Origin of the sequence: Thalassococcus profundi, from assembly GCF_003344785.1 — a bacterium.
GTDB lineage: Bacteria > Pseudomonadota > Alphaproteobacteria > Rhodobacterales > Rhodobacteraceae > Puniceibacterium > Puniceibacterium profundi.
This window is the reverse complement of sequence record NZ_QPMK01000005.1, coordinates 57,116-77,889: the sequence shown is the minus strand read 5'-3', so window position 1 is coordinate 77,889 and position 20,774 is coordinate 57,116. Positions and strand designations below refer to the sequence as shown.

Here is a 20,774-nt window from a genome sequence, read left to right as displayed (position 1 = left end):
ATGGGGCCAAGATATAAGGCCGCCGGGGACGCCGCAAGAACGCTATGCGCCATCTGCGGCGAATGTTGGAGAGGACTGCTATGCTCGACCCGGACGACCCGTTCTATGCGCCGCTCTGGCGCCGCATCGTCATCGTCGCGGTGGCGGCGGGATGGGGGCTGTTCGAATTGTCTCAGGGCAATTCGGGCTGGGCGCTGGTCTTTGGCGGCCTCGGCGCCTGGGCGGCCTGGGCCTTCTTCCTGCGCAAGACGCCGGACGACCCGGAATAGACCGCGCCCCGAAGGTGTGGCGGCACCGGAAACGGATCCGACCGGCCCTATGCGGACAAACCGCGCGGCTGGCGAGATTGTGAAGATGCATTTCGCCTTCACCTTGCAATCCACCACAGAGCCGCTAGTACACTGTGCATGTGGAGATGTGCTATCGCGCGCGTCCGTGGTTCGTTTTGCCAGTGTATCGGGTGTGTTGCCGCGTGACCGACCTTGATCATACGCCATTGCCATACGGCGCATCGGATCTGTCCGAGCTTATGGCCTGCCCGCATTGCGATGCGCTCTACCGGGCGCGCACCCCGGGCTGGAACGAACGCGCCGTCTGTGCGCGCTGCCACTTGGTGCTGATCGCGCCCAAGCGCAAGGCCGGGATCAAGATCATCGCGCTGACGCTTGCCATGCTGGTGCTGCTGGTGGCTGCGACGTTCTTTCCGTTCCTCGACATTTCCGTCCAGGGCTTCGGCAACAAGGCGTCCATTCTCGATTCCGCCACCGCGTTCCAGTCCGGGCCGATGGCGCTGTTGTCGGTGGCGGTAGCGGCGATGATCCTGGTCATCCCACTGCTGCGCATGATGCTGGTGCTTTACGTCCTGATGCCCATCGTGCGGGATGAAACGCCCTTTCCCCATGCACGCCGGGCGTTTCGGCTTAGTCAGAAACTCAAGCCCTGGGCGATGGCGGAAATTTTCGCGATCGGCTGCGCCGTGGCGCTGGTCAAGGTGGCGGACCTGGCCACAATCGGCTTTGGTCCCGCGTTCTGGATGTTCTCGGCGCTGGTCGTGATCGTCATCTTCAACGACAGATATCTTTGCACGTGGTCGGTATGGAAATCCCTGGAAACACAGAACTCCTGACCGCGCGCGAGGCGGGGCTGGTGACCTGCCAGCGCTGTGCCCGGGTCTGGCCCTTGGGCACCGAGGAATGCGCGCGCTGCGGCAGCACGCTGCAATCGCGCGACCTTGGCAGCCTGAACCGGGTCTGGGCGCTCTGGGTCGCGGGCCTGATCTGCTATATCCCGGCCAACCTTTATCCGATGCTGGTGACCGACACGCTGCTCGAGTCCTCGCAAAGCACCATCGTCGGCGGCGCGGTCGAGATCGCCAAACACGGCTCTTACGGGATCGCGGCGATCATTCTCATCGCCAGCGTGCTGATCCCCGTCGGCAAGTTTCTGGCCATCGCGTACCTCGCGACTTCGGTGAAACGCGGGTCGAACACCTCGGCCGAGCGCCGCACGCACATGTACGAAGTGGTCGAATTCATCGGTCGCTGGTCGATGATCGACGTTTTCGTCGTGGCCATCCTCAGTGCTTTGGTGCAACTGTCGGTGGTCGCCTCGATCCACCCCGGGCCCGCCTCTTTGACATTCGCGCTGTCAGTGATCTTTACCATGCTGTCGGCGCAGGCTTTCGACACCCGTCTCTTCTGGGACCGGCAAGAACGAGAAGGAATTACACTTGGCTGACCATCCCTCCAGCAGCGGCGGCGACCGCCCCGGCGACGTGCCGATCACCGCCAAGCGCAAGTCGCTGTGGGATTCCTCGACCCTGGTCTGGGCGGTTCCGGTGATCGCGCTGGCGATCGCGCTGTTCGCCGCCTGGCGCAACTATGCCGACCAGGGCCCGGTGATCGAAGTGGCCTTCGACGAGGCGGCGGGCATCCGCGGCGGCGAGACGCAGCTGCGCTACCGCGACATTACCGTGGGCAGCGTCGAAGAGGTCAGCTTCAGCGCGGACCTGAACCAGGTGATCGCGAGCATCCGCATCGACAAGGCGCTGGCGCCCTACATCAACGAGGACGCGCAGTTCTGGGTGGTGCGCCCTCAGGTCAGCGCGCAGGGGGTCTCGGGGCTCGATACGGTGCTGTCGGGGGTCTACATCCAGGGGTCATGGGACAACCAGCCTGGGACGCTGCAGACCGAATTCGACGGGCTGGAAAAGGCGCCGCTGCTGTCCACCGGCACCGAAGGACGGTCTTTCACCCTGCGGTCCTCCGAGGGGCTGCCGGGCGAGGGCACGCCGATCCTTTACAAGAACGTGCAGGTCGGCGTCATCGGCCAGAGCACGGTCAATGCCGACGGCACCGGCGTCACCGCCGAGGCGGTGATCTACGAGCCGCACACCGAATATGTTACCAGCTCGACCCGGTTCTGGGACATCTCGGGCTTCAGCTTCTCGCTGGGCGCCTCGGGTGCGCGGCTCAATTTCACCTCGCTTGCCTCGCTGATTTCAGGCGGCATCACCTTCGAGACCATCGGGTCGGGCGGCGAAGGGCTGGCCGACGGCATGACCTTCGACCTCTTCCCCGATGAAGATGCCGCGCGAGACGATTTCCTTGTCTCGGGCGAAGGCCAGACCGTCGACATGATCATGATCTTCGACGAGAACCTCGCGGGTCTGTCGACCGGCGCCGCCGTGGAACTGGGCGGCCTGCGCGTGGGCGAGGTGAGCAGCATCAACGGCATCGTCGACCCAGAACGCTTCGGCGACAGCGAGGTGCGGCTGATCGCCTCCGTGCAGCTCAACCCGACCCGGATCGGGCTGGGCGAGGACGCTGGCGAGGAAGAGCTTTTCGACTACCTCGAAACCCGCATCGCAGAAGGCATGCGCGCGCGGCTGACCAATGCCTCGCTTTTCACCGGCGGTCTCAAGATCGACTTGGCAATGCTGCCGAACGCGGAGCCGGCCGAGCTTGACCTCGATGCGGAACCGTTGCCTCAGATTCCCACCGGTCCGTCCGACGTGACCGACGTCGGCGCCACGGCGCAGGGCGCGCTGCAGCGCGTCAGCGACCTGCCGATCGAAGAGGTGATGCAGTCGGTCATCGACTTCCTCGACAACGCCTCGGGTCTCATCGGCTCCGAAGACCTGCAACGCGCGCCGCGGGAACTGACGGCGCTGCTGGCGGCAGTGCGCGAAGTCGCCGAAAGCGACGACGTGCAGGGCATCCCGGGGCAGGTGGGCGACCTGTTCGAATCGTTGCTGGAAACCGCGCAGACGCTGGACAACGTGACCTCGGAGATCGAGGAGCAGGAGACCATTACCAAGCTTACCGGCGTGATCGAGGGCGCGGGCACCACCGTGGACACGCTTCCGGCGCTGGTCGAAGACGTGCGCGCGGTGCTGGCCCAAGCGCAAGAGGTGCCACTGGACGAGCTGGCCGACAACCTGTCGTCGCTGCTGGAAAGCGCCGAGTCGCTGGTCACCGAGGCCGATGCGCTGCTCGCGGGCGAGGACCTTCAGGCGGTTCCGGCGGAACTGCGCGGCATCCTCGCGTCGGTGCGCGACATCACCGAGAACGAAGAGGTGCAGGCGCTGCCCGAACGCGCCAACGCGCTGCTGTCGCGCCTGCAGGAAACCGCCGCATCGCTCAACCGCGTGATGACCGAGCTCGAGGCGCAGGACGTGGTCACGCAGATCACGGCTGCCGTGGACGACGTGGCGCAGGCCGCGGACGGTCTGCCGGAACTGGTCAACCAGGCGCGCGGCATCCTCGACCAGGCCGGCGAGGCGCGGATCGACGAACTGGCGGACTCCGCGACCGAGCTGCTCAACGCCGCCGGTGACGTGCTCGACCAGGACAGCACCCGGGCGCTGCCAGGAGAGCTGAACGCGGCGCTGGCCTCCTTGCGGGCGACGCTGGAAGAGCTGGAGAACGGCGGCCTGGTGGCCAATGCCAATGCCACGCTGGCCTCGGCCCGCGATGCGGCCAATGCCATCGCCGACGCCACGTCGGTGCTGCCGCAGCTGGCGCGTGACCTGCGCCGGGTGGCCGATCAGGCCAACACCACGCTGGCCGATTTCGCCGAGGATTCGCGCTTCTCGCGCGAAACCCGCGCCGCGATCACCAGCGTCACCTCGGCGGCGGATGCCATCGAAAAGCTGGCACGCACCATCGAACGCAACCCCAATTCGCTGCTTCTTGGACGGTAAACATCATGCACAGACCCTTTCTCAAGATCTCCCTGATCGCGCTGGCGCTGCCGGCACTGGCGGCCTGCTCGGGCTCTGACGTCCGCTTTGCCGGCCCGGCGGTGCAGCCCACCGCCAAGGTGTCGTCGCGCTACCGCAGCCTCGAGGTGGTCGAGGTGACGCTGCCGACCTACGCGGCGTCCGAGAGTATCTACCGGCAGGAACCCGACGGGTCGATCACCGAGCTGGGCCCGCTCTGGGCCGACGATCCGGCGCGGGCCATCACGTTGCAGCTGTCGCGCGATTTCGCCGCCATCACAGGCGCCAACGCGGCGCCTGAGCCTTGGCCGTTCCGCAGCTTCCCCGATGCCAAGGTCGACGTGAGGCTCGAGGAAATGCTGGCCACTGCCGCCAACACCTTCCGCATGTCGGGACAGTTCTTCGTCGCGCCGGAAGAAGAGGGGCCGGAGCGGTCGGGCCAGTTCGCGATTTCCGTGCCGCTGCCCGAGGATGCCTCCGCCGCGCAGATCGCCGCCGCGCGCAACGCCGCGACCTCGCAACTGGCCGAGCAGGTGGCGCGGTCGGGACTGCGTTGAGGTTCGCCGCGGGCGCCATCGACGATGGACCGTTCGCGCCTGTAGGGTTGCTGCAAAGAAGAAACGCCCGCGTGGTGATCGGCGGGCGTTTGTCAGTCTTGCCTTTTTCAGGCGGTCCTCGCGGCCTTTCGCGGTTTTGTAACCTTGGACGTCTTCGCGCCCGCCGCGGCGGCCTTATTCGGCGTGGCGGCTTTTTTCGGCGCCGCCGCAGCCTTCGCACGCGGCTTGCGGACCTTGGGTTTGGGTGCCGTGGCTTTCAGCGCCTCCACGGCCTGCATCCAATGCGCGTCGGCGCGGCCGTCGGGCTGGCCTTCGTCGAGCCACAGGAAATAGGCGGCCTGGGCGATCTGGGTGTCGTCGATACGGGGTGTCGGCATGGTATCCTCTCGAATCCTGTCTGGGGTGCAAAATCTGGCGGTCGCGAAATAGCGCTAACATAATACCGCGATGCTGCGACTGCACAATAACCTATGACGTCCATGCGCAAGCGGCTGCCGACCTGCCGGGGCTGGCAAAGCGGCGCGCGCCGCGCTAGAGCCGGGCAGGGGCCGGAAAGGGACGCAGCGCATGGTTGCCAACATCATCTGCATCAAGTGGGGCACGCTTTTCGGGCCGGAATACGTGAACCGGCTCTATTCCGGGGTGCGCCGCAACCTCCGCCTGCCGGTGCGGTTCCTCTGCATGACCGAACACCGCGACGGCCTGCACCCGGACATCGAGGTGCTGGACCTGCCCGAAGAGCCGTTCCGCACCGAGATGGACGCAGCGCTTGCCGTCGCCAACCGCCAGGGCGCGATGCGCAAGACCTCGCTGTTCCGGGAGGGTCTGGTGCCCGATCTCGACGGGCCGTTCCTGGGCTTCGACCTCGACGTGGTGATCACCGGATCGCTCGACCCGATCTGGAACCTTGCGCCCGGCACGGTCGCCATGCGCCACGACTGGGTCGAGGCGCGCAAGGGCCGGCCCACGGGCCACGGATCGGTGTTCCGCTTCGATCCGGCCGAACATGGCTTTCTCTACGATGACCTTGCCGCCAATCCCTATGCCGAAGTGGAAAAGGCGCGCGGGTCGGAACAGCGCTACACCAGCCACAAGGCGATGGACCGGGGCGTGTTCGAATACATCCCCGAATCCTGGGTGGTGAGCTTCAAATACGACTGCAACCCGTTCCCGGCCAATTACTGGCGCGCGCCGCAGCTGCCCCGCGACGCCCGTGTCGTGTGTTTTCACGGCCGTCCCAAGATGCCCGAGGCGGTGGCGGGATACAGCGGATCGCTGATCCGCCGGTCGAAACCCTGCGCCTGGCTTCAGGACCATTGGATCGACCGGGCGCGGGCGGACCTGGGCGCGGACTGGGCCTGACACCTCGAAACGAAAGAGCGCCCGGCGGGGGTGCCGGGCGCTCACTCGTTACCTTACGACAGGCCATTTCACGGCCAAGAACGCGCGCATCAACAAGCGGTTCTAAGGTAGATACGATCCTGGCAATCGGAAGTTTCATGACCGGGAGAAAATCTCGGGAAATTTTGAGCGGACCCCCGCCGCCACGGAAAAACCCCGCCGTGACGCCGTGCCGCGACGTGTGCACGCTCTTGCCCCATCGGTCGAAGGCGCGCTAAGAGCAGGCGGGATCAATTTAGGAAGGGCAAGGACATGCGCCGTGTTGTGGTAACGGGACTGGGCCTGGTAACGCCGCTGGCTTGCGGGGTGGAGCAAAGCTGGAGCCGGATCCTGGACGGGCGGTCCGGGGCAGGCACCATCACGCGGTTCGACGCCAGCCACCTGGCCACCACCTATGCCTGCGAAGTGCCGCTGGGCGACGGCAGCGATGGCACCTTCAATGCCGACGACTGGATGGAGAAGAAGGAACAGCGCAAGGTCGACGACTTCATCCTCTACGGCATCGCCGCCGCCGAACAGGCGGTGCGCGACGCCGGATGGACGCCCGAGGACGAAGCCGACCGCCTGCGCACCGGCGTGATGATCGGATCGGGCATCGGCGGGCTGAATTCCATTGCCGAGACCGCGCTGCTGATCAAGGAAAAGGGCCCGCGCCGCGTCAGCCCGTTCTTCATTCCCGGCGCGCTGATCAACCTGATTTCCGGGCAGGTGTCGATCCGCTACGGCTTCAAGGGGCCGAACCATTCGGTCGTGACGGCCTGCTCCACCGGCGCCCATGCCATCGGCGACGCGGCGCGACTGATCAAGGATGGCGATGCCGACGTGATGATCGCGGGCGGCGCCGAAGCCGCGATTTCCGAGATCGGCATCGCCGGATTCAACGCCTGCAAGGCGCTCTCGACCGCGCGCGGCGACGATCCGACCAAGGCCAGCCGGCCTTACGATGCCGACCGCGACGGGTTCGTCATGGGCGAGGGCGCGGGCATCGTGGTTCTGGAAGAATATGAACACGCCAAGGCCCGCGGCGCGCATATCCATGCCGAGGTGCTGGGCTACGGCCTCTCGGGCGACGCCTACCACATCACGGCGCCCGCCTCTGACGGCGACGGCGCCGAACGCTCGATGCGCGCGGCGCTGGCCAAGGCCGGGCTGGAGCCGGGCGATCTGGATTACATCAACGCGCATGGCACCTCGACCATGGCCGACGTGATCGAACTGGCCGCGGTGGAGCGGATGCTGGGCGATGCCACGTCCAAGGTCACCATGTCCTCGACCAAGTCCGCCACCGGGCACCTGCTGGGGGCGGCGGGCGCGATCGAGGCGATCTTCTCGATCCTCGCCATCCGCGACCAGGTGGCGCCGCCGACGATCAACCTCGATAACCCCGCGGTCGAGACCAAGCTCGACCTCGCCCCCAATGCCAAGCGCGAACGCGAGGTGCGCTACGCGCTGTCGAACTCCTTTGGCTTCGGCGGTACCAATGCCAGCGTGATCTTCGGAAAGGCCAGCTGATGTGGCGCAACATCGCGTCTAACGCCCTGAGTTTCCTCGTCGTTCTGGTCTTCCTCTTCGGCGGGGCGCTGATCTGGGCGCAGTCCGAATACGACACCGCCGGGCCGCTCGATCAGCCGATCTGCCTGCAGGTCGAGCGCGGTTCGAACTTCCGTCGCGTGTCGGACGAGCTGGTGAGCCAGAACGCCGTCAGCAGCGGCATGCTGTTCCGGCTCGGTGCCGACTACGCCGACAAGACGTCCGAGCTCAAGGCCGGCAGCTTCCTCGTGCCCGAAGGTGCGTCGATGTCCGAGATCGTCGAGATCGTCACCCGCGGCGGTGCCAGCACCTGCGGCACCGAGGTGGTCTACCGCGTCGGCATCACCAACGCGTCGGTGCAGGTCCGCGAACTCGATCCCACCACGGGCCGCTTCGAGGAAATCGCCGATTTCGACCCCGGTGCCGATGAGGCGCCCGCCGAATACACCGCCGTGCGTGAACGCGCCGACACCCGTTACCGTGTGGCGCTGGCCGAGGGCGTGACGAGCTGGCAGGTGATCGAGGAACTCAAGCAGGTCGACGCGCTCGAAGGCGATCTGGAGGAGATCCCGGCCGAAGGCACCCTGGCGCCGGACAGCTACGAGATCCAGCCCGGTGACACCATCGCGTCGCTGGTCGAGCGCATGCAACGCGCGCAGGACCTGATCCTGACCCAGGCCTGGCAGGATCGCGCGCCCGGCCTGCCGCTGGAGTCGCCCGAAGAGGCGCTGATCCTTGCCTCTATCGTGGAAAAGGAAACCGGCATCCCGAGCGAGCGGGAACAGGTGGCCTCTGTCTTTATCAACCGCCTGAACGAAGGCATGCGTCTGCAGACCGACCCCACGGTGATCTACGGCATCACCAACGGCGAGGGCGTGCTGGGCCGGGGCTTGCGGCAGTCCGAACTGCGCGCCGCAACGCCTTACAACACCTACGTCATTCCCGGTCTGCCGCCGACCCCCATCGCCAATCCGGGACGCGCAAGCATCGAAGCGGCACTGAATCCCGACGATGCGGAGTACCTGTTCTTCGTCGCCCGAACCCTCGACCCGTCCGATGGACACGTCTTTGCCGAGACGCTGGACGAGCACAACGCCAACGTCGCGGCCTACCGGCGTCTCGAGGCGGAACGCGCCAATCAGTGATCGGCGGTCCGGTCTTGAATTTGCGCCCGGAGCTTTCAAACGCTCCGGGCGTTTTGCGTTTTCCGCCAGGCCTGTAGGGTGGGTTTCCAACCCGCCGCCCAAGGCGGCGTCCTGTCCGATGCAATCGCCAAAAAAACTTATCAGTTTACTCAGGATTGACTCGTCCGACTCTTTCGCTCAGGTATTGGCTATCCCGACTCGCCGCCCGCGCATTAAGACGCCGCGACGCGTCACCACCGAGAGGACAGACCATGCATCGCACCCTTTTGACCGCCACCACCGCGCTTTGCGGCCTCACCACGATGGTGCTGGCCGAGACCGACCGCGGCGCGGTCCTGACCACCTATGCTGACATCGCCGCCGCGGCCTATGCCGACAGCCTGGCCACCGCGCAAGAGCTTCAGGCCGCGGTCGAGGCGCTGATCGCCGACCCGTCCGAAGCGACACTGACCGATGCGCGCGCCGCCTGGAAAGCGGCCCGCGTGCCGTATCAGCAGACCGAGGTCTACCGCTTCGGCAACCCGATGGTGGACGACTGGGAGGGCAAGGTGAATGCCTGGCCGCTGGACGAGGGGATGATCGACTATGTCGACGCCTCCTACGGCGGCGCGACCGATGCCAACGAACTCGCGGCGCTCAACATCATCGCCACGCCCGAGCCGATGATCGCGGGCCAGACGGTCGATGCCACCAGCATCACGCCCGACCTCATTGCCGACACGCTGAACGAGGCCGACGGGATCGAAACCAACGTGGCGCGCGGTTATCACGCGATCGAATTCCTGCTCTGGGGCCAGGACCTCAACGGGACCGAAGCGGGGGCGGGTGACCGGCCCTGGACCGATTACGCGCAAGGGGGCGACTGCACCAATGGCAACTGCGACCGCCGCGCCGATTATCTCTCCGCCGCGACCGACCTGCTGGTCTCGGACCTCGAAGAGATGGCGGCGCTCTGGGCGACCGGCGGCGCCGCGCGCGCCGCGGTGACCGAGGATGTGGATGCCGGGCTCAACGCCATGCTGACCGGCATGGGCAGCCTCAGCTACGGCGAACAGGCGGGAGAGCGGATGCGGCTGGGCCTCATGCTCAACGATCCCGAGGAAGAGCATGATTGCTTTTCCGACAACACCCACATGAGCCATTTCTACGACGGGCAGGGCATCTGGAACGTCTATCACGGCGAGTATACCCGCACCGACGGCACAAAGGTCGACGGACCGGCGCTGGCGGATCTGGTGGCCGAGGTCGATCCGGCGCTCGACGAAGAGCTGACGGCAAAGCTCGACACCACCATGGCCGCGCTTGGCAAGATCCGCGACTCGGCAGAGGACGGCTTTGCCTATGACATGATGCTCGCCCGCGGCAACGCAGAGGGCGAGGCGCTGATCATGGCGGCGGTCGACGGTCTGATCGACCAGACCCGCAGCATCGAACGGGTGGTGACCGAGCTTGGCCTCGACAGCATCGCCTTCGAGGGCTCCGACAGCCTCGACGACCCGGATGCGGTGTTCCAGTAACCCATGACGCGGCGCGTACGACATCCTTGCGCGGGCTTCGGTCCGCGCCTTTCCGCCGTCTCCGGCGCGTTGATGGTTGCCGCCGCGGTGGCGGCTTCGGACGCGCGCGCCTGGGAGCCGGGCGATCCGCATCTCGACACCGCGCCGCGCACGGCGGCGGAGGCGGACCGCATCGCGCGGGTCATCGCAGCCCCCACGGATTTCACCATGCCCGAGCCCTTCGAGGAAAACCCCGGCGGTGCCGCGACGGTGCGGGCGCGAACCACGGCGGATGCGTTTTCCCAGCCCTCCGCCAATATCGACTTTGCCCACGAGCTCGACTTCAAGGTCGGCAACGGGCTCTTCCGTAAGCTCTGGGTCTCGTCGCCCGCCTCGACGCTTGCCTCTGACGGGCTGGGGCCGCTCTACAACGCGCGCGGCTGCCAGAACTGCCATTTCAAGGACGGGCGCGGACATCCGCCCGAAGGCACCGAGGACACCGCCGTGTCGATGTTCCTGCGCGTCTCGATCCCCGCCGACGCGGACCCGTTGATGGCGGATGTGGCCGAGTATGTCGCCACCGCGCCCGACCCGGTCTATGGCGGGCAATTGCAGGATTTCGGCACGCCCGGTCATCCAGCCGAATACCGGCTGGATGTGCGCTACGACGAGGTGCCGGTCATTTTGAACGGCGGCGAGGTGGTGACGCTGCGCAAGCCGACCTACCGGGCGGCCGATCTGGGCTATGGCCCGCTGCACGAGGCGGCGATGCTCAGCCCGCGTGTCGCCCCGCAGATGATCGGCCTGGGTCTTCTGGAAGCGATCCCGGCGGCGGAGATCCTGGCGCTGGCCGATCCGGAGGATGCCGACGGCGACGGCATTTCCGGGCGCGCCAACGTGGTCTGGTCCCGGGAATACGAACGCCCGATGCTGGGCCGCTTCGGGCTCAAGGCCGGGATGCCGACCATCCGCGAGCAATCCGCCGCGGCCTTTTCCGGCGACATGGGCCTCTCGACCGCGCTTTACCCCGCGCATTCCGGCGATTGCAGCGCGGCACAGGCCGACTGCCGTGCGGCGCCCCACGGCGCGGCGGTGGGCGAGGCCGAGGTGACCGAAGAGGCGCTCGACCTCGTGACCTTCTACAGCCGCAACCTTGCCGTGCCGGCGCGCCGCGACTTGGACGACCCCGAGGTGCTGCGGGGCAAGGAAGTATTCCACGACAGCGGCTGCGCCTCCTGCCACCGGCCCAAGTTCGTGACCCACCGGCTGCCAGACCGGCCCGAACAGAGCTTTCAGCTGATCTGGCCGCATACCGACATGCTCTTGCACGACATGGGGCCGGGGCTGGCCGACAACCGGCCCGAAGGCCGCGCCACGGGCCGCGAATGGCGCACCGCGCCGCTTTGGGGCGTCGGTTTGACAGCCCGGGTCAGCGGCGGCGAAAACTATCTTCATGACGGTCGCGCCCGAACCTTGCTCGAAGCGGTGCTCTGGCACGGCGGCGAAGGGCAGGCGGCGCGCGACGCCGTGGTCGCGATGCCCGCCCCGGATCGCGCGGCCCTGATCCGCTACCTGGAGAGCCTCTGATGCGCACCGCCCTGATCCTTGCCGCCGGCCTTTTCGCCGCACCCGCCGCAGCCGGCGTGCCCGAAGCGCTGGACCAGCACATCCTGCCCGGCTTCGACCGCTTCGTGCAGGAGACTGGCGCCTTGGCGCGGACGGCGGAAGAGGACTGCACCGCGGGCACGGTGGCCCCGGCCTATCACGCCGCCTTCGACACCTGGATGCCGCTCGCCGAAGTAAAGATCGGTCCCTCCGACACCGGCGCGCTGTCGGTGCTGTTCTGGCCCGATGATCGGGGCTTTACCCCCAAGGCGCTGAACGGGCTGATCGCCGATGCCGATCCGGTGGTGACGCAGCCCGAGGACTATGCCGAGGTCTCCATCGCCGCGCGCGGGCTGATGGCGCTCGACATGCTGCTCTTCGATCCGGCCTACGACTCCGCCGACCCCTACACCTGCCAGCTGGTGACGGCGGTGGCGGTGGATCTTGCCCGGCAGGCCGAAACCCTGCAGGCGGCCTGGGCGGACGAATTCGCCGCCGCCCTGCGCAGCGCCGGGGCCGCGGAGAATGCGACCTTCCTCAGCCCGCAAGAGGCCATGCGCGCGCTCTACACGCAGGTGCTCTCGGGGCTGGAGTTCACCGCGGACCAGCGGCTGGGCCGTCCCTTGGGCACCTTCGAACGTCCGCGTCCCCGGCGGGCCGAAGCCTGGCGGTCGGAGCGCAGCCTGCGCAACGTCCTGCTGGCGGCAGATGCGGCGCAGAGCCTTGCTCATGCGCTGGCAGAGACCGATTTGCCGCTGACGGATGCGGCGATGGTAAGTGTCCGGGAGGCGGCAGCGAAAGTGAACGATCCCGGATTTCAGGACATCGACGACCCGCAGGCTCGCCTGCAGGTCGAGGTGCTGGCGCAGGAGGTGCGCAGCCTGCGCACGGCCATCGCCAACGAGGTGGGCGCGCCGCTGGGCATCGCCCCCGGCTTCAACTCCAGCGACGGGGACTGAGCCATGACCACGCGGCGCGGATTTCTGGCGGGGCTTCTGGCGGCGGGCAGCGCACCGGCCATCGGCTGGGCCGACGCGGGCAGCCCGTCCTACCTGGCCGCGGCGCGCGAAGCCGACGGTGCCTTCGCGCTCTTCGGTCTGGACACCGGCGGCAACCTCACCTTCCGCGTGCCGATGCCCGCACGCGGCCATGCGGGCGCGGGGCATCCGGCCCGTCCGCTGGCGGTCGCCTTCGCGCGCAGGCCCGGCGCCTTTGCGCTGGTCATCGACTGCGCCGACGGTCTGGTGCGTCAGCGCCTGACCCCGCCCGCCGGGCAAAGTTTCAACGGCCACGGCAGCTTCAGCGCCGATGGTACGCGGCTTTACACGGTCGAGCAGCGGGACGAGGACAGCGCCGGGGTTATCGGCCTTTGGGCCATGGAGCGCGAGCTGACCCGCATCGGCGAGGTGCCGAGCCGGGGCATCGGCCCGCATGACCTGCGGCTGATGCCGGACGGCGGGCTGGTGGTGGCGAACGGCGGCATCGCCACCGGCGCGGATGGCCGGGAAAAGACCAACCTGGGCGAGATGCAGCCAAACCTGACCTATCTCGATGCCGAGGGCAGGGTGCAGGACCAGGTGATCCTGGACCCGGACCTCGCGCAATGCTCGATCCGCCATCTTGCGGTCGCGCCGGACGGGCAGGTGGGCTTTGCGATGCAGTGGGAAGGCGCGCCCGGGACCCCGGTGCCGCTGCTCGGTCTGCACCTGCGCGGAGAGGCCCCGGTGCTCGCGGACCCGCCGTTGGCCGAGGCGCTGGCGATGTGGGGTTATGCGGGCAGCATCGCTCTGTCGGGCGACGGACGGAGCTATTCCATCAGCTCGCCGCGCGGCGGACGGGTGCAGCGGTTCGGGCGGAACGGGGCGTTCCTCGGATCGGTGGCCCGGGCGGATGTCTGCGGACTTGCCGCACATCCCGGCGGGTGCCTCGCCACGGATGGACTTGGTGGGCTGCTGCTGCTCGAGGGCGACCGCGTGCGGCCTCTGGGCAGTGCCCCGGTGGCCTGGGACAATCATATCGTGGCGCTCTGATCCGGCGGCTTTGCCGGATTGCGCGGCATCCGCCGCCGCTGCCGGTCGCTTATGCCGCGGGGCGCACGAAAACCCGTGCAAAGCCGCGCGTTAACTGTGATGCTCCGGGCAAAGATCGGAGCAGTTCACCCGCATGGCCATCTACGCAAGTATTCACCACCTCACCCATTACACCTACGACCGCAACGTCACCCTGTCGCCCCAGATCATCCGCCTGCGACCCGCGCCGCACAGCCGGACGCGGGTGATTTCGCATTCGCTCAAGGTCTCGCCGCAGCCGCATTTCGTGAACCACCAGCAGGACCCCTACGGCAACTGGATGGCGCGTTACGTCTTTCCCGAGCCGGTGCGTGAATTCAGGATCGAGGTCGACGTGGTCGCCGACATGTCGGTCTACAATCCGTTCGATTTCTTCGTCGAGGACAGCGCCGAATATTACCCCTTCGACTATCCCCCCGAGCTGACCGACGACCTGTCGATCTACCGCCGCGTCGATCCGCCAAGCGCGCAGTTGGCCGAGTACATGGCACAAATCCCGCGCGACAAGACCCGCATCGTCGACTGGCTGGTGATGCTGAATGCCAAGATCGCCAGCGACATCGAATACACCATCCGGATGGAGGCCGGGGTCCAGACGCCCGAAGAGACCCTGACCAAGGCGCTGGGGTCCTGCCGCGACAGTTCCTGGCTCTTGGTCAACGTGCTGCGGCACCTCGGGATCGCGGCGCGCTTCGTCTCGGGCTACCTCATTCAGCTGAAACCGGATCTGCAGGCGCTCGACGGGCCGTCGGGCACCGATCACGATTTCACCGACCTGCACGCTTGGGTCGAGGTCTTTCTGCCCGGCGCCGGCTGGATCGGGCTGGACCCGACCTCGGGGCTGTTCGCAGGGGAGTCGCACATCCCGCTGGCCGCGACGCCGCACTACCAGAACGCGGCCCCCATCGCGGGTGGATTCACCGCCGCCGGAGAGGTGCAGACCACCTTCGATTTCGACATGCAGGTCACCCGCGTGGCCGAGCACCCGCGCATCACCAAGCCGTTCTCGGACGAGGCCTGGGACCGGCTCAACGCGCTTGGACGGCAGGTCGATACCGCGCTCGAAACCGGCGACGTGCGCCTGACCATGGGCGGCGAGCCGACCTTCGTCAGCATCGACGACTATGAGGCCGAAGAGTGGAATACCGCCGCCGTCGGTCCGATGAAACGCGGGCTGGCCGACAAGCTGATCCGCCGCCTGCGCGACCGCTTCGCCCCCGGCGGCTTCCTGCATTACGGGCAGGGCAAGTGGTATCCCGGCGAAACCCTGCCGCGCTGGACCTTCTCGCTCTACTGGCGCAATGACGAGAGACCGATCTGGTCCGATGCCGATCTCATCGCCACCGAAACCGCCGAAACCGGCGTCGATGCCAAGTCGGCCGAGAGCTTCATGGCCACACTGGCGACCGAACTGGGGTTGGAGCCGGATTTTGCCGTGCCCGCCTACGAGGATCCGGCGGAGTGGATCATCAAGGAAGGGAACTTGCCGGAGAACGTGACACCCGAGAACAACAAGCTCAAGGACCCCGAGGAACGCCACCGCATCGCGACGGTCTTCGCGCGCGGTCTGACCGAACCCACGGGCTATGTCATGCCGATCCAGGCCTGGCAGTCGCGCGCCCATGGCCGCCGCTGGCGATCCGAGAAATGGAAGCTGCGACGCGGGCATGTCTTCCTCGTGCCGGGCGACAGCCCGGTCGGTTACCGTATTCCGCTGGGGGCGCTTCCTTTCGTGCCGCCGTCGCAATATCCCTACACCTACATCACCGATCCCACCGTGCCGCGCGGGCCGCTTCCGGACGTCGACCACGGCGACGCGGTCGCCACGCCCGAAGTGTCTGCCGACCACACGCAGCCGGTGTCGGCGCCGACCGCACGGGCGGATGTTCAGACGGTGATCGAACAGGAGCTCGGGCCGGTCGGCGGTGCCGTGCGCACCGCCATCTCGGTCGAGCCGCGCGACGGCAAGCTCTGCGTGTTCATGCCGCCGGTGGAGGACGTCGAGGATTACCTCGACCTGGTGGCGGCTGCCGAGCGTACCGCGAAACGGATGGGTCTGCCGGTGCATATCGAGGGCTACGCGCCGCCGCACGACCCGCGCGTCAACGTCATCCGCGTCGCCCCCGATCCGGGAGTGATCGAAGTCAACATCCACCCCGCCCACAGTTGGGAGGACTGTGTCGCCACCACCGAGGCGATCTACGAAGAGGCACGCCAGTGCCGGCTGGGCGCCGACAAGTTCATGATCGACGGGCGCCACACCGGCACCGGCGGCGGCAACCACGTCGTCGTGGGCGGCTCCACGCCCAACGACAGCCCGTTCCTGCGCCGGCCGGACCTGCTGAAATCGCTGATCCTGATGTGGCAGCGGCATCCGTCGCTGTCCTACCTCTTTTCGGGTATGTTCATCGGTCCGACCTCCCAGGCGCCGCGCATCGACGAGGCGCGGCACGACACGCTCTACGAACTGGAGATCGCGCTGTCGCAGATCCACGCGCCGCAGGCCGGGTCGGTGCCGCCGCCCTGGCTGGTGGACCGGCTCTTGCGCAACATGCTGACGGATGTGACCGGCAACACCCACCGGGCCGAGATCTGCATCGACAAGCTTTATTCCCCGGACGGACCCACCGGGCGGCTGGGGCTGGTCGAATTCCGCGGCTTCGAGATGCCGCCGGATCCCAAGATGAGCCTTGCCCAGCAGGTGCTGATCCGGGCGATCATCGCCCGCTGCTGGCAGGCGCCGGTCGAGGGCAAGCCGGTGCGCTGGGGCACCGAACTGCACGACCGCTACATGCTGCCACATCATTTGTGGCGGGATTTCATGGACTTGCTGCGCGATCTTGAGGCACATGGCTTCGCGCTCGACCCCGAATGGTACGTGGCGCAAAGCGAATTCCGTTTCCCGTTCTGCGGACAGGTCGAATACGAGGGCGTGCACCTGGAACTGCGCCAGGCGCTGGAGCCGTGGCACGTGCTGGGCGAAACCGGTGCCATCGGCGGGACCGTGCGCTACACCGACAGCTCGGTCGAGCGGTTGCAGGTGCAGCTCACCACCTCGAACCCGGAACGCTACATCGTCGCCTGCAACCAGCGCCGCGTGCCGCTGGCGCGCACGCAGACGTCGGGCGTGTCGGTGGCGGGCGTGCGGTTCAAGGCCTGGCAACCGGCCGAGGCGCTGCACCCCGTGCTGCCGGTCAACGCGCCGCTGACCTTCGACATTTTCGACAGCTACTCGGGCCGCGCGCTGGGGGGCTGCGTCTATCACGTCGCGCATCCCGGCGGGCGCAATTACGAGACCTTTCCGGTCAACGGCAACGAGGCGGAGGCGCGGCGGCTGGCGCGATTCGAACCGCTGGGCCACACCCCCGGCGGCTACTGGCCGGCGCCTGACCAGACCCACCCCGAATTCCCGATGACGCTGGACTTGCGGCGCGCCCCGGGGGTCTGACACGATGGACCGGGTGTTTCGCGAACCCGTTGATCCGCTGGCGGGGCTGATCTCGGGCTACACGGTGCCGCCCGGCACGGCGGACGAGATGATCGGACCCGACGGCGCCCTGCGCCCGGTCTGGGAGCCCTTCCTGAGACGTTTTGCCCGGCTCAGCGACGAGGAGGTGGCGCGCCGCTTTGCCCGCGGCGACCGCTACCTGCGCGACGCGGGCGTGTTCTTCCGCCAGTACCGCGAGGAAGGCCCGACCGAACGCGACTGGCCGCTGAGCCACGTTCCGGTCCTGTTGCACCAGTCCGAATGGGCCGGCATCAGCGCCGCCCTGCGCCAGCGCGCCGACCTGCTGGAACGGGTCGCGGCGGACCTCTACGGCCCCGGCGATCTGGTGCGCTCGGGCCGTCTGCCGCCCGAACTGGTGGCGGGCAACCCGGCCTGGCTAAGGCCGATGGTGGGGGTGGCGCCGCCCTCGGGGCATTACCTGCATTTTCTGGCCTTCGAACTGGGCCGCAACCCCGACGGGTCGTGGTTCGTGCTGGGCGACCGGACCGAGGCGCCCTCGGGCGCGGGCTTTGCGCTGGAAAACCGCGTGGCCACCATGCGCGCCTTTTCCGACCCGTTCCCGGTCGGGCATATCCACCGGCTGTCGGGCTTCTTCCGCGCCTTCCGCAGCGCCATGCAGGCGGCGGCGCGCGGGCAGGAGGGGCGGCTGGGCATCCTCACGCCCGGGCAGGGGACCGAGACCTATTTCGAACATGCCTATATCGCCCGCTACCTTGGCCTGATGCTGCTGGAGGGCGAGGACCTGATCGTGCAGAACGGCCGGACCATGGTGCGCACCGTGGCGGGGCTCAAGCCGCTGTCGGTGCTCTGGCGGCGGATGGATGCGGATTTCGCCGATCCGCTGGAACTGGACGATGCCAGCCAGATCGGTACGCCGGGGCTGGTGTCCTCGATCCGCGCCGGTCACCTCGCGATGCTCAACGCCCTGGGGACCGGCGTTCTGCAGACCCGTGCGCTGCTGGCCTTCCTGCCGCAGATCGCGCAGGACCTGCTGGGCCAGCCGCTGGCCATCCCCAACATCGCCACATGGTGGTGCGGCCAGCCCGCCGAGCGCAACTACGTGCAGCGGAACGCGTCGCGCATGATGATCGGCGACGCGCTGAGCCCGGATCTGCCCTTCGAGGTGCAAAGCGCGCGGGCCATTGCCGGGCGGTTCCTCGACGGGCGGCAGGGCGACCTGCCGGGATGGATCGGTGCGCAGGGGGCCGCTGTCGTGGGGCAGGAGGCGGTGAGCCTGTCGACCACGCCGGTCTACGAGGACGGGCGGCTGGTGCCGCGCCCGGTGATGCTGCGCGTCTTCGCCGCCCGGACGGAGGACGGCTGGACCGTGATGCCCGGCGGCTATGCCCGGATCGGACGGACCGACGACGCCACGGCGCTGGCGCTGCGCAGCGGCGGGTCGGTGGCGGATGTCTGGATCGTCGACGACGCGCCGGTCGACACCGCGTCGCTGGCCGCCAGCGACGGCCCGTTCCAGCGCGCCACGCCCAGCCTGCTGCCCGCCCGCGCCGCCGACAACCTGTTCTGGCTGGGCCGCTACGTGGAGCGCGCCGAGGGGCTGATCCGGCTGGTGCGCGCGAGCCACGTGCGGCTGGCCGAAACCGGGCAGGGCGGCGATCCGCGGGTGCAGCGCATCGCCGCCCATCTGGAGCGGCTGGGCACGCCCTTGGACCAGCCCGTGCCGCAGGCGATCCCCGATCAGGTCGCCGCCGCGATCCGGTGTGCGGGCAAGGTGCGCGACCGGTTTTCGCTGGACGGCTGGACCGCGCTGCGGGCACTGGCCGAGGACATCGAGGACCGCCGCAGCCGGGTTTCGCCGGGCGACGAGGCGGCGCGCGCCCTGGGCCAGATGCTGCGCGGCACAGCGGCGTTTTCCGGCCTTGTGCACGACAACATGTACCGCTTTTCCGGCTGGCGCTTCCTGAGCATGGGACGGGCGCTTGAGCGGGCGCAGGGCATGGCATCGATCCTGCGCGACTTCTGCGATCCGGATGCGCCCGAGGGCGGCTTTGACATCGCCATCGAGGTCGGGGATTCGGTGATGACCCACCGCCGCCGCTACCTGATCGAGACCAACCGAAACACGGTGATCGACCTGCTTGCGCTGGACCACCGCAACCCGCGCTCGATCCGCTTCCAGGTGTCGTTCATCCGCCGCCTGATTGCGGAACTGCCCGAGGCCGAGATCAACGGCGCGCTGTCACCGCTGTCGCGCGCGGCGCTGCGGATCGAGACGCGACTGGCCACGGCAGAGCCTGCGCGGCTCGACACGGCCCGGCTCGACAGCCTGAGCCGGGCGCTGGCGCGGCTGTCGGACCTGGTGACCGAAACCTACCTCACATGATGCCATGATCTACGATCTCGCCCTGACCATCGCCTATGACTACGGACGTCCCTCGGCGCAGGCGCGCAACGTCCTGCGCGTGCTGCCCGCCAACCGGCCCGGCGAACAGCGGCGCATCACCGGCATGATCGGCATCACCCCGCGTCCGGCAGAGCGGACAGACCGCATGGATTTCTTCGGCAATGCGGTGTCCGAGATCGCCTTTCATGCGCCGATCTCCGACCTGACCGTGCGGTTGCAGTCTCGGGTGGAGCGCCTGGCCCGGCCGCTGCAATTCGACCTGTCGCCGCCGCTCGACCGGCTGGGGGCGCAGTTGCTGGGACAGCCCGCGCTGAGCGCCGACAGCCCGCATCACTTCCTCGCGTCGAGCCCGCGTATCCGGTTCGACACCGAGGTGACCGATTTCGTCCGCCGTGTCCTGCCCGCGCAGCCCACGGCGCTGGCGGCGGTGCAGGCGGTGGGTCGTGCCCTGCACGAGGAAATGCGTTTCGACGCCGAGGCCACGGATGTCGATACGCCGCTGTCCGAGGCCTTCGCCAACCGTCACGGCGTTTGCCAGGATTTCAGCCACGTGATGATCGCCGGCCTGCGCAGCATCGGTCTGCCCGCGGGATACGTGAGCGGGATCCTGCGTACCCAACCGCCCGACGGTCAGGCGCGGCTGGAAGGCGCGGATGCCATGCACGCCTGGGTGCGGGTCTGGTGCGGCACCGATCTGGGCTGGGTGGAATACGACCCCACAAACGACCTGATGGCCGGCTCCGATCACGTGTCGGTCGCGGTCGGACGCGACTATTCGGACGTGGCCCCGGTCAAGGGCGCGGTGCGGTCGTCGGGCCAGCAGCAAAGCACGCACAGCGTGGACCTCGTGCCGGTGCCGGTGTAGGGGAGAGTCGG

The 20,774-nt window shown here is 67.8% G+C and carries 16 protein-coding genes; 15 read left to right on the top strand and 1 reads right to left on the bottom strand.

The features are described from left to right. Positions 1-80 precede the first annotated feature (80 nt). From DU478_RS08700 to DU478_RS08680, 5 genes are all read left to right on the top strand, one after another. Complete coding sequence (locus DU478_RS08700) at positions 81-269, top strand: DUF3329 domain-containing protein (protein ID WP_114510567.1); 189 nt, start codon at positions 81-83, stop codon at positions 267-269. A gap of 203 nt (positions 270-472) precedes the next feature. Further along, positions 473-1,126, top strand: coding sequence for a paraquat-inducible protein A (locus DU478_RS08695; RefSeq protein WP_407703154.1), 654 nt, complete (start codon positions 473-475; stop codon positions 1,124-1,126). Beyond that, complete coding sequence (locus tag DU478_RS08690; RefSeq protein WP_114510565.1) at positions 1,096-1,737, top strand: paraquat-inducible protein A; 642 nt, start codon at positions 1,096-1,098, stop codon at positions 1,735-1,737. The genes DU478_RS08695 and DU478_RS08690 overlap by 31 nt, the downstream gene beginning before the upstream one ends. Next, positions 1,730-4,204: an MlaD family protein gene (locus DU478_RS08685; protein ID WP_114510564.1), complete on the top strand. Its 2,475-nt coding sequence runs from the start codon at positions 1,730-1,732 to the stop codon at positions 4,202-4,204. Before DU478_RS08690 ends, DU478_RS08685 begins: the two co-directional genes overlap by 8 nt. Before the next feature lie 5 nt (positions 4,205-4,209). Further along, positions 4,210-4,779 carry a PqiC family protein gene (locus DU478_RS08680; protein WP_114510563.1) on the top strand — a complete coding sequence of 190 codons (570 nt, stop codon included), beginning with the start codon at positions 4,210-4,212 and terminating at the stop codon, positions 4,777-4,779. 107 nt (positions 4,780-4,886) lie between these two features. Here DU478_RS08680 and DU478_RS08675 read toward each other — a convergent pair whose 3' ends face one another. Beyond that, positions 4,887-5,156, bottom strand: a complete 270-nt coding sequence (locus DU478_RS08675; RefSeq protein ID WP_114510562.1) for a DUF2934 domain-containing protein — start codon at positions 5,154-5,156, stop codon at positions 4,887-4,889. 190 nt (positions 5,157-5,346) lie between these two features. Between DU478_RS08675 and DU478_RS08670 the strand changes: the two genes are divergently transcribed. The 10 genes from DU478_RS08670 (at position 5,347) to DU478_RS08625 (ending at position 20,763) form a co-directional block, all read left to right on the top strand. After that, positions 5,347-6,141 carry a glycosyl transferase gene (locus tag DU478_RS08670; protein WP_114510561.1) on the top strand — a complete coding sequence of 265 codons (795 nt, stop codon included), beginning with the start codon at positions 5,347-5,349 and terminating at the stop codon, positions 6,139-6,141. Positions 6,142-6,432: 291 nt separating this feature from the next. After that, positions 6,433-7,692: a beta-ketoacyl-ACP synthase II gene (gene fabF, locus DU478_RS08665; RefSeq protein WP_114510560.1), complete on the top strand. Its 1,260-nt coding sequence runs from the start codon at positions 6,433-6,435 to the stop codon at positions 7,690-7,692. Next, positions 7,692-8,855, top strand: a complete 1,164-nt coding sequence (gene mltG / locus DU478_RS08660; RefSeq protein WP_114510559.1) for an endolytic transglycosylase MltG — start codon at positions 7,692-7,694, stop codon at positions 8,853-8,855. The genes fabF and mltG overlap by 1 nt, the downstream gene beginning before the upstream one ends. Before the next feature lie 251 nt (positions 8,856-9,106). After that, positions 9,107-10,372, top strand: a complete 1,266-nt coding sequence (locus DU478_RS08655) for an imelysin family protein (RefSeq protein WP_114510558.1) — start codon at positions 9,107-9,109, stop codon at positions 10,370-10,372. Between the two features lie 72 nt (positions 10,373-10,444). Continuing rightward, positions 10,445-11,938, top strand: coding sequence for a di-heme oxidoreductase family protein (locus tag DU478_RS08650; RefSeq protein ID WP_114510557.1), 1,494 nt, complete (start codon positions 10,445-10,447; stop codon positions 11,936-11,938). Beyond that, positions 11,938-12,915 carry an imelysin family protein gene (locus tag DU478_RS08645; protein ID WP_114510556.1) on the top strand — a complete coding sequence of 326 codons (978 nt, stop codon included), beginning with the start codon at positions 11,938-11,940 and terminating at the stop codon, positions 12,913-12,915. Before DU478_RS08650 ends, DU478_RS08645 begins: the two co-directional genes overlap by 1 nt. Before the next feature lie 3 nt (positions 12,916-12,918). Beyond that, positions 12,919-13,986: a DUF1513 domain-containing protein gene (locus tag DU478_RS08640; protein WP_114510555.1), complete on the top strand. Its 1,068-nt coding sequence runs from the start codon at positions 12,919-12,921 to the stop codon at positions 13,984-13,986. A 133-nt stretch (positions 13,987-14,119) separates the two neighbouring features. Continuing rightward, complete coding sequence (locus DU478_RS08635) at positions 14,120-17,473, top strand: transglutaminase family protein (RefSeq protein WP_114510554.1); 3,354 nt, start codon at positions 14,120-14,122, stop codon at positions 17,471-17,473. Between the two features lie 4 nt (positions 17,474-17,477). Next, positions 17,478-19,877: a circularly permuted type 2 ATP-grasp protein gene (locus DU478_RS08630; protein ID WP_114510553.1), complete on the top strand. Its 2,400-nt coding sequence runs from the start codon at positions 17,478-17,480 to the stop codon at positions 19,875-19,877. 4 nt (positions 19,878-19,881) lie between these two features. Beyond that, on the top strand, positions 19,882-20,763 hold the full coding sequence (locus tag DU478_RS08625) for a transglutaminase family protein (RefSeq protein ID WP_114510552.1): 882 nt from the start codon (positions 19,882-19,884) through the stop codon (positions 20,761-20,763). Positions 20,764-20,774 lie beyond the last annotated feature (11 nt).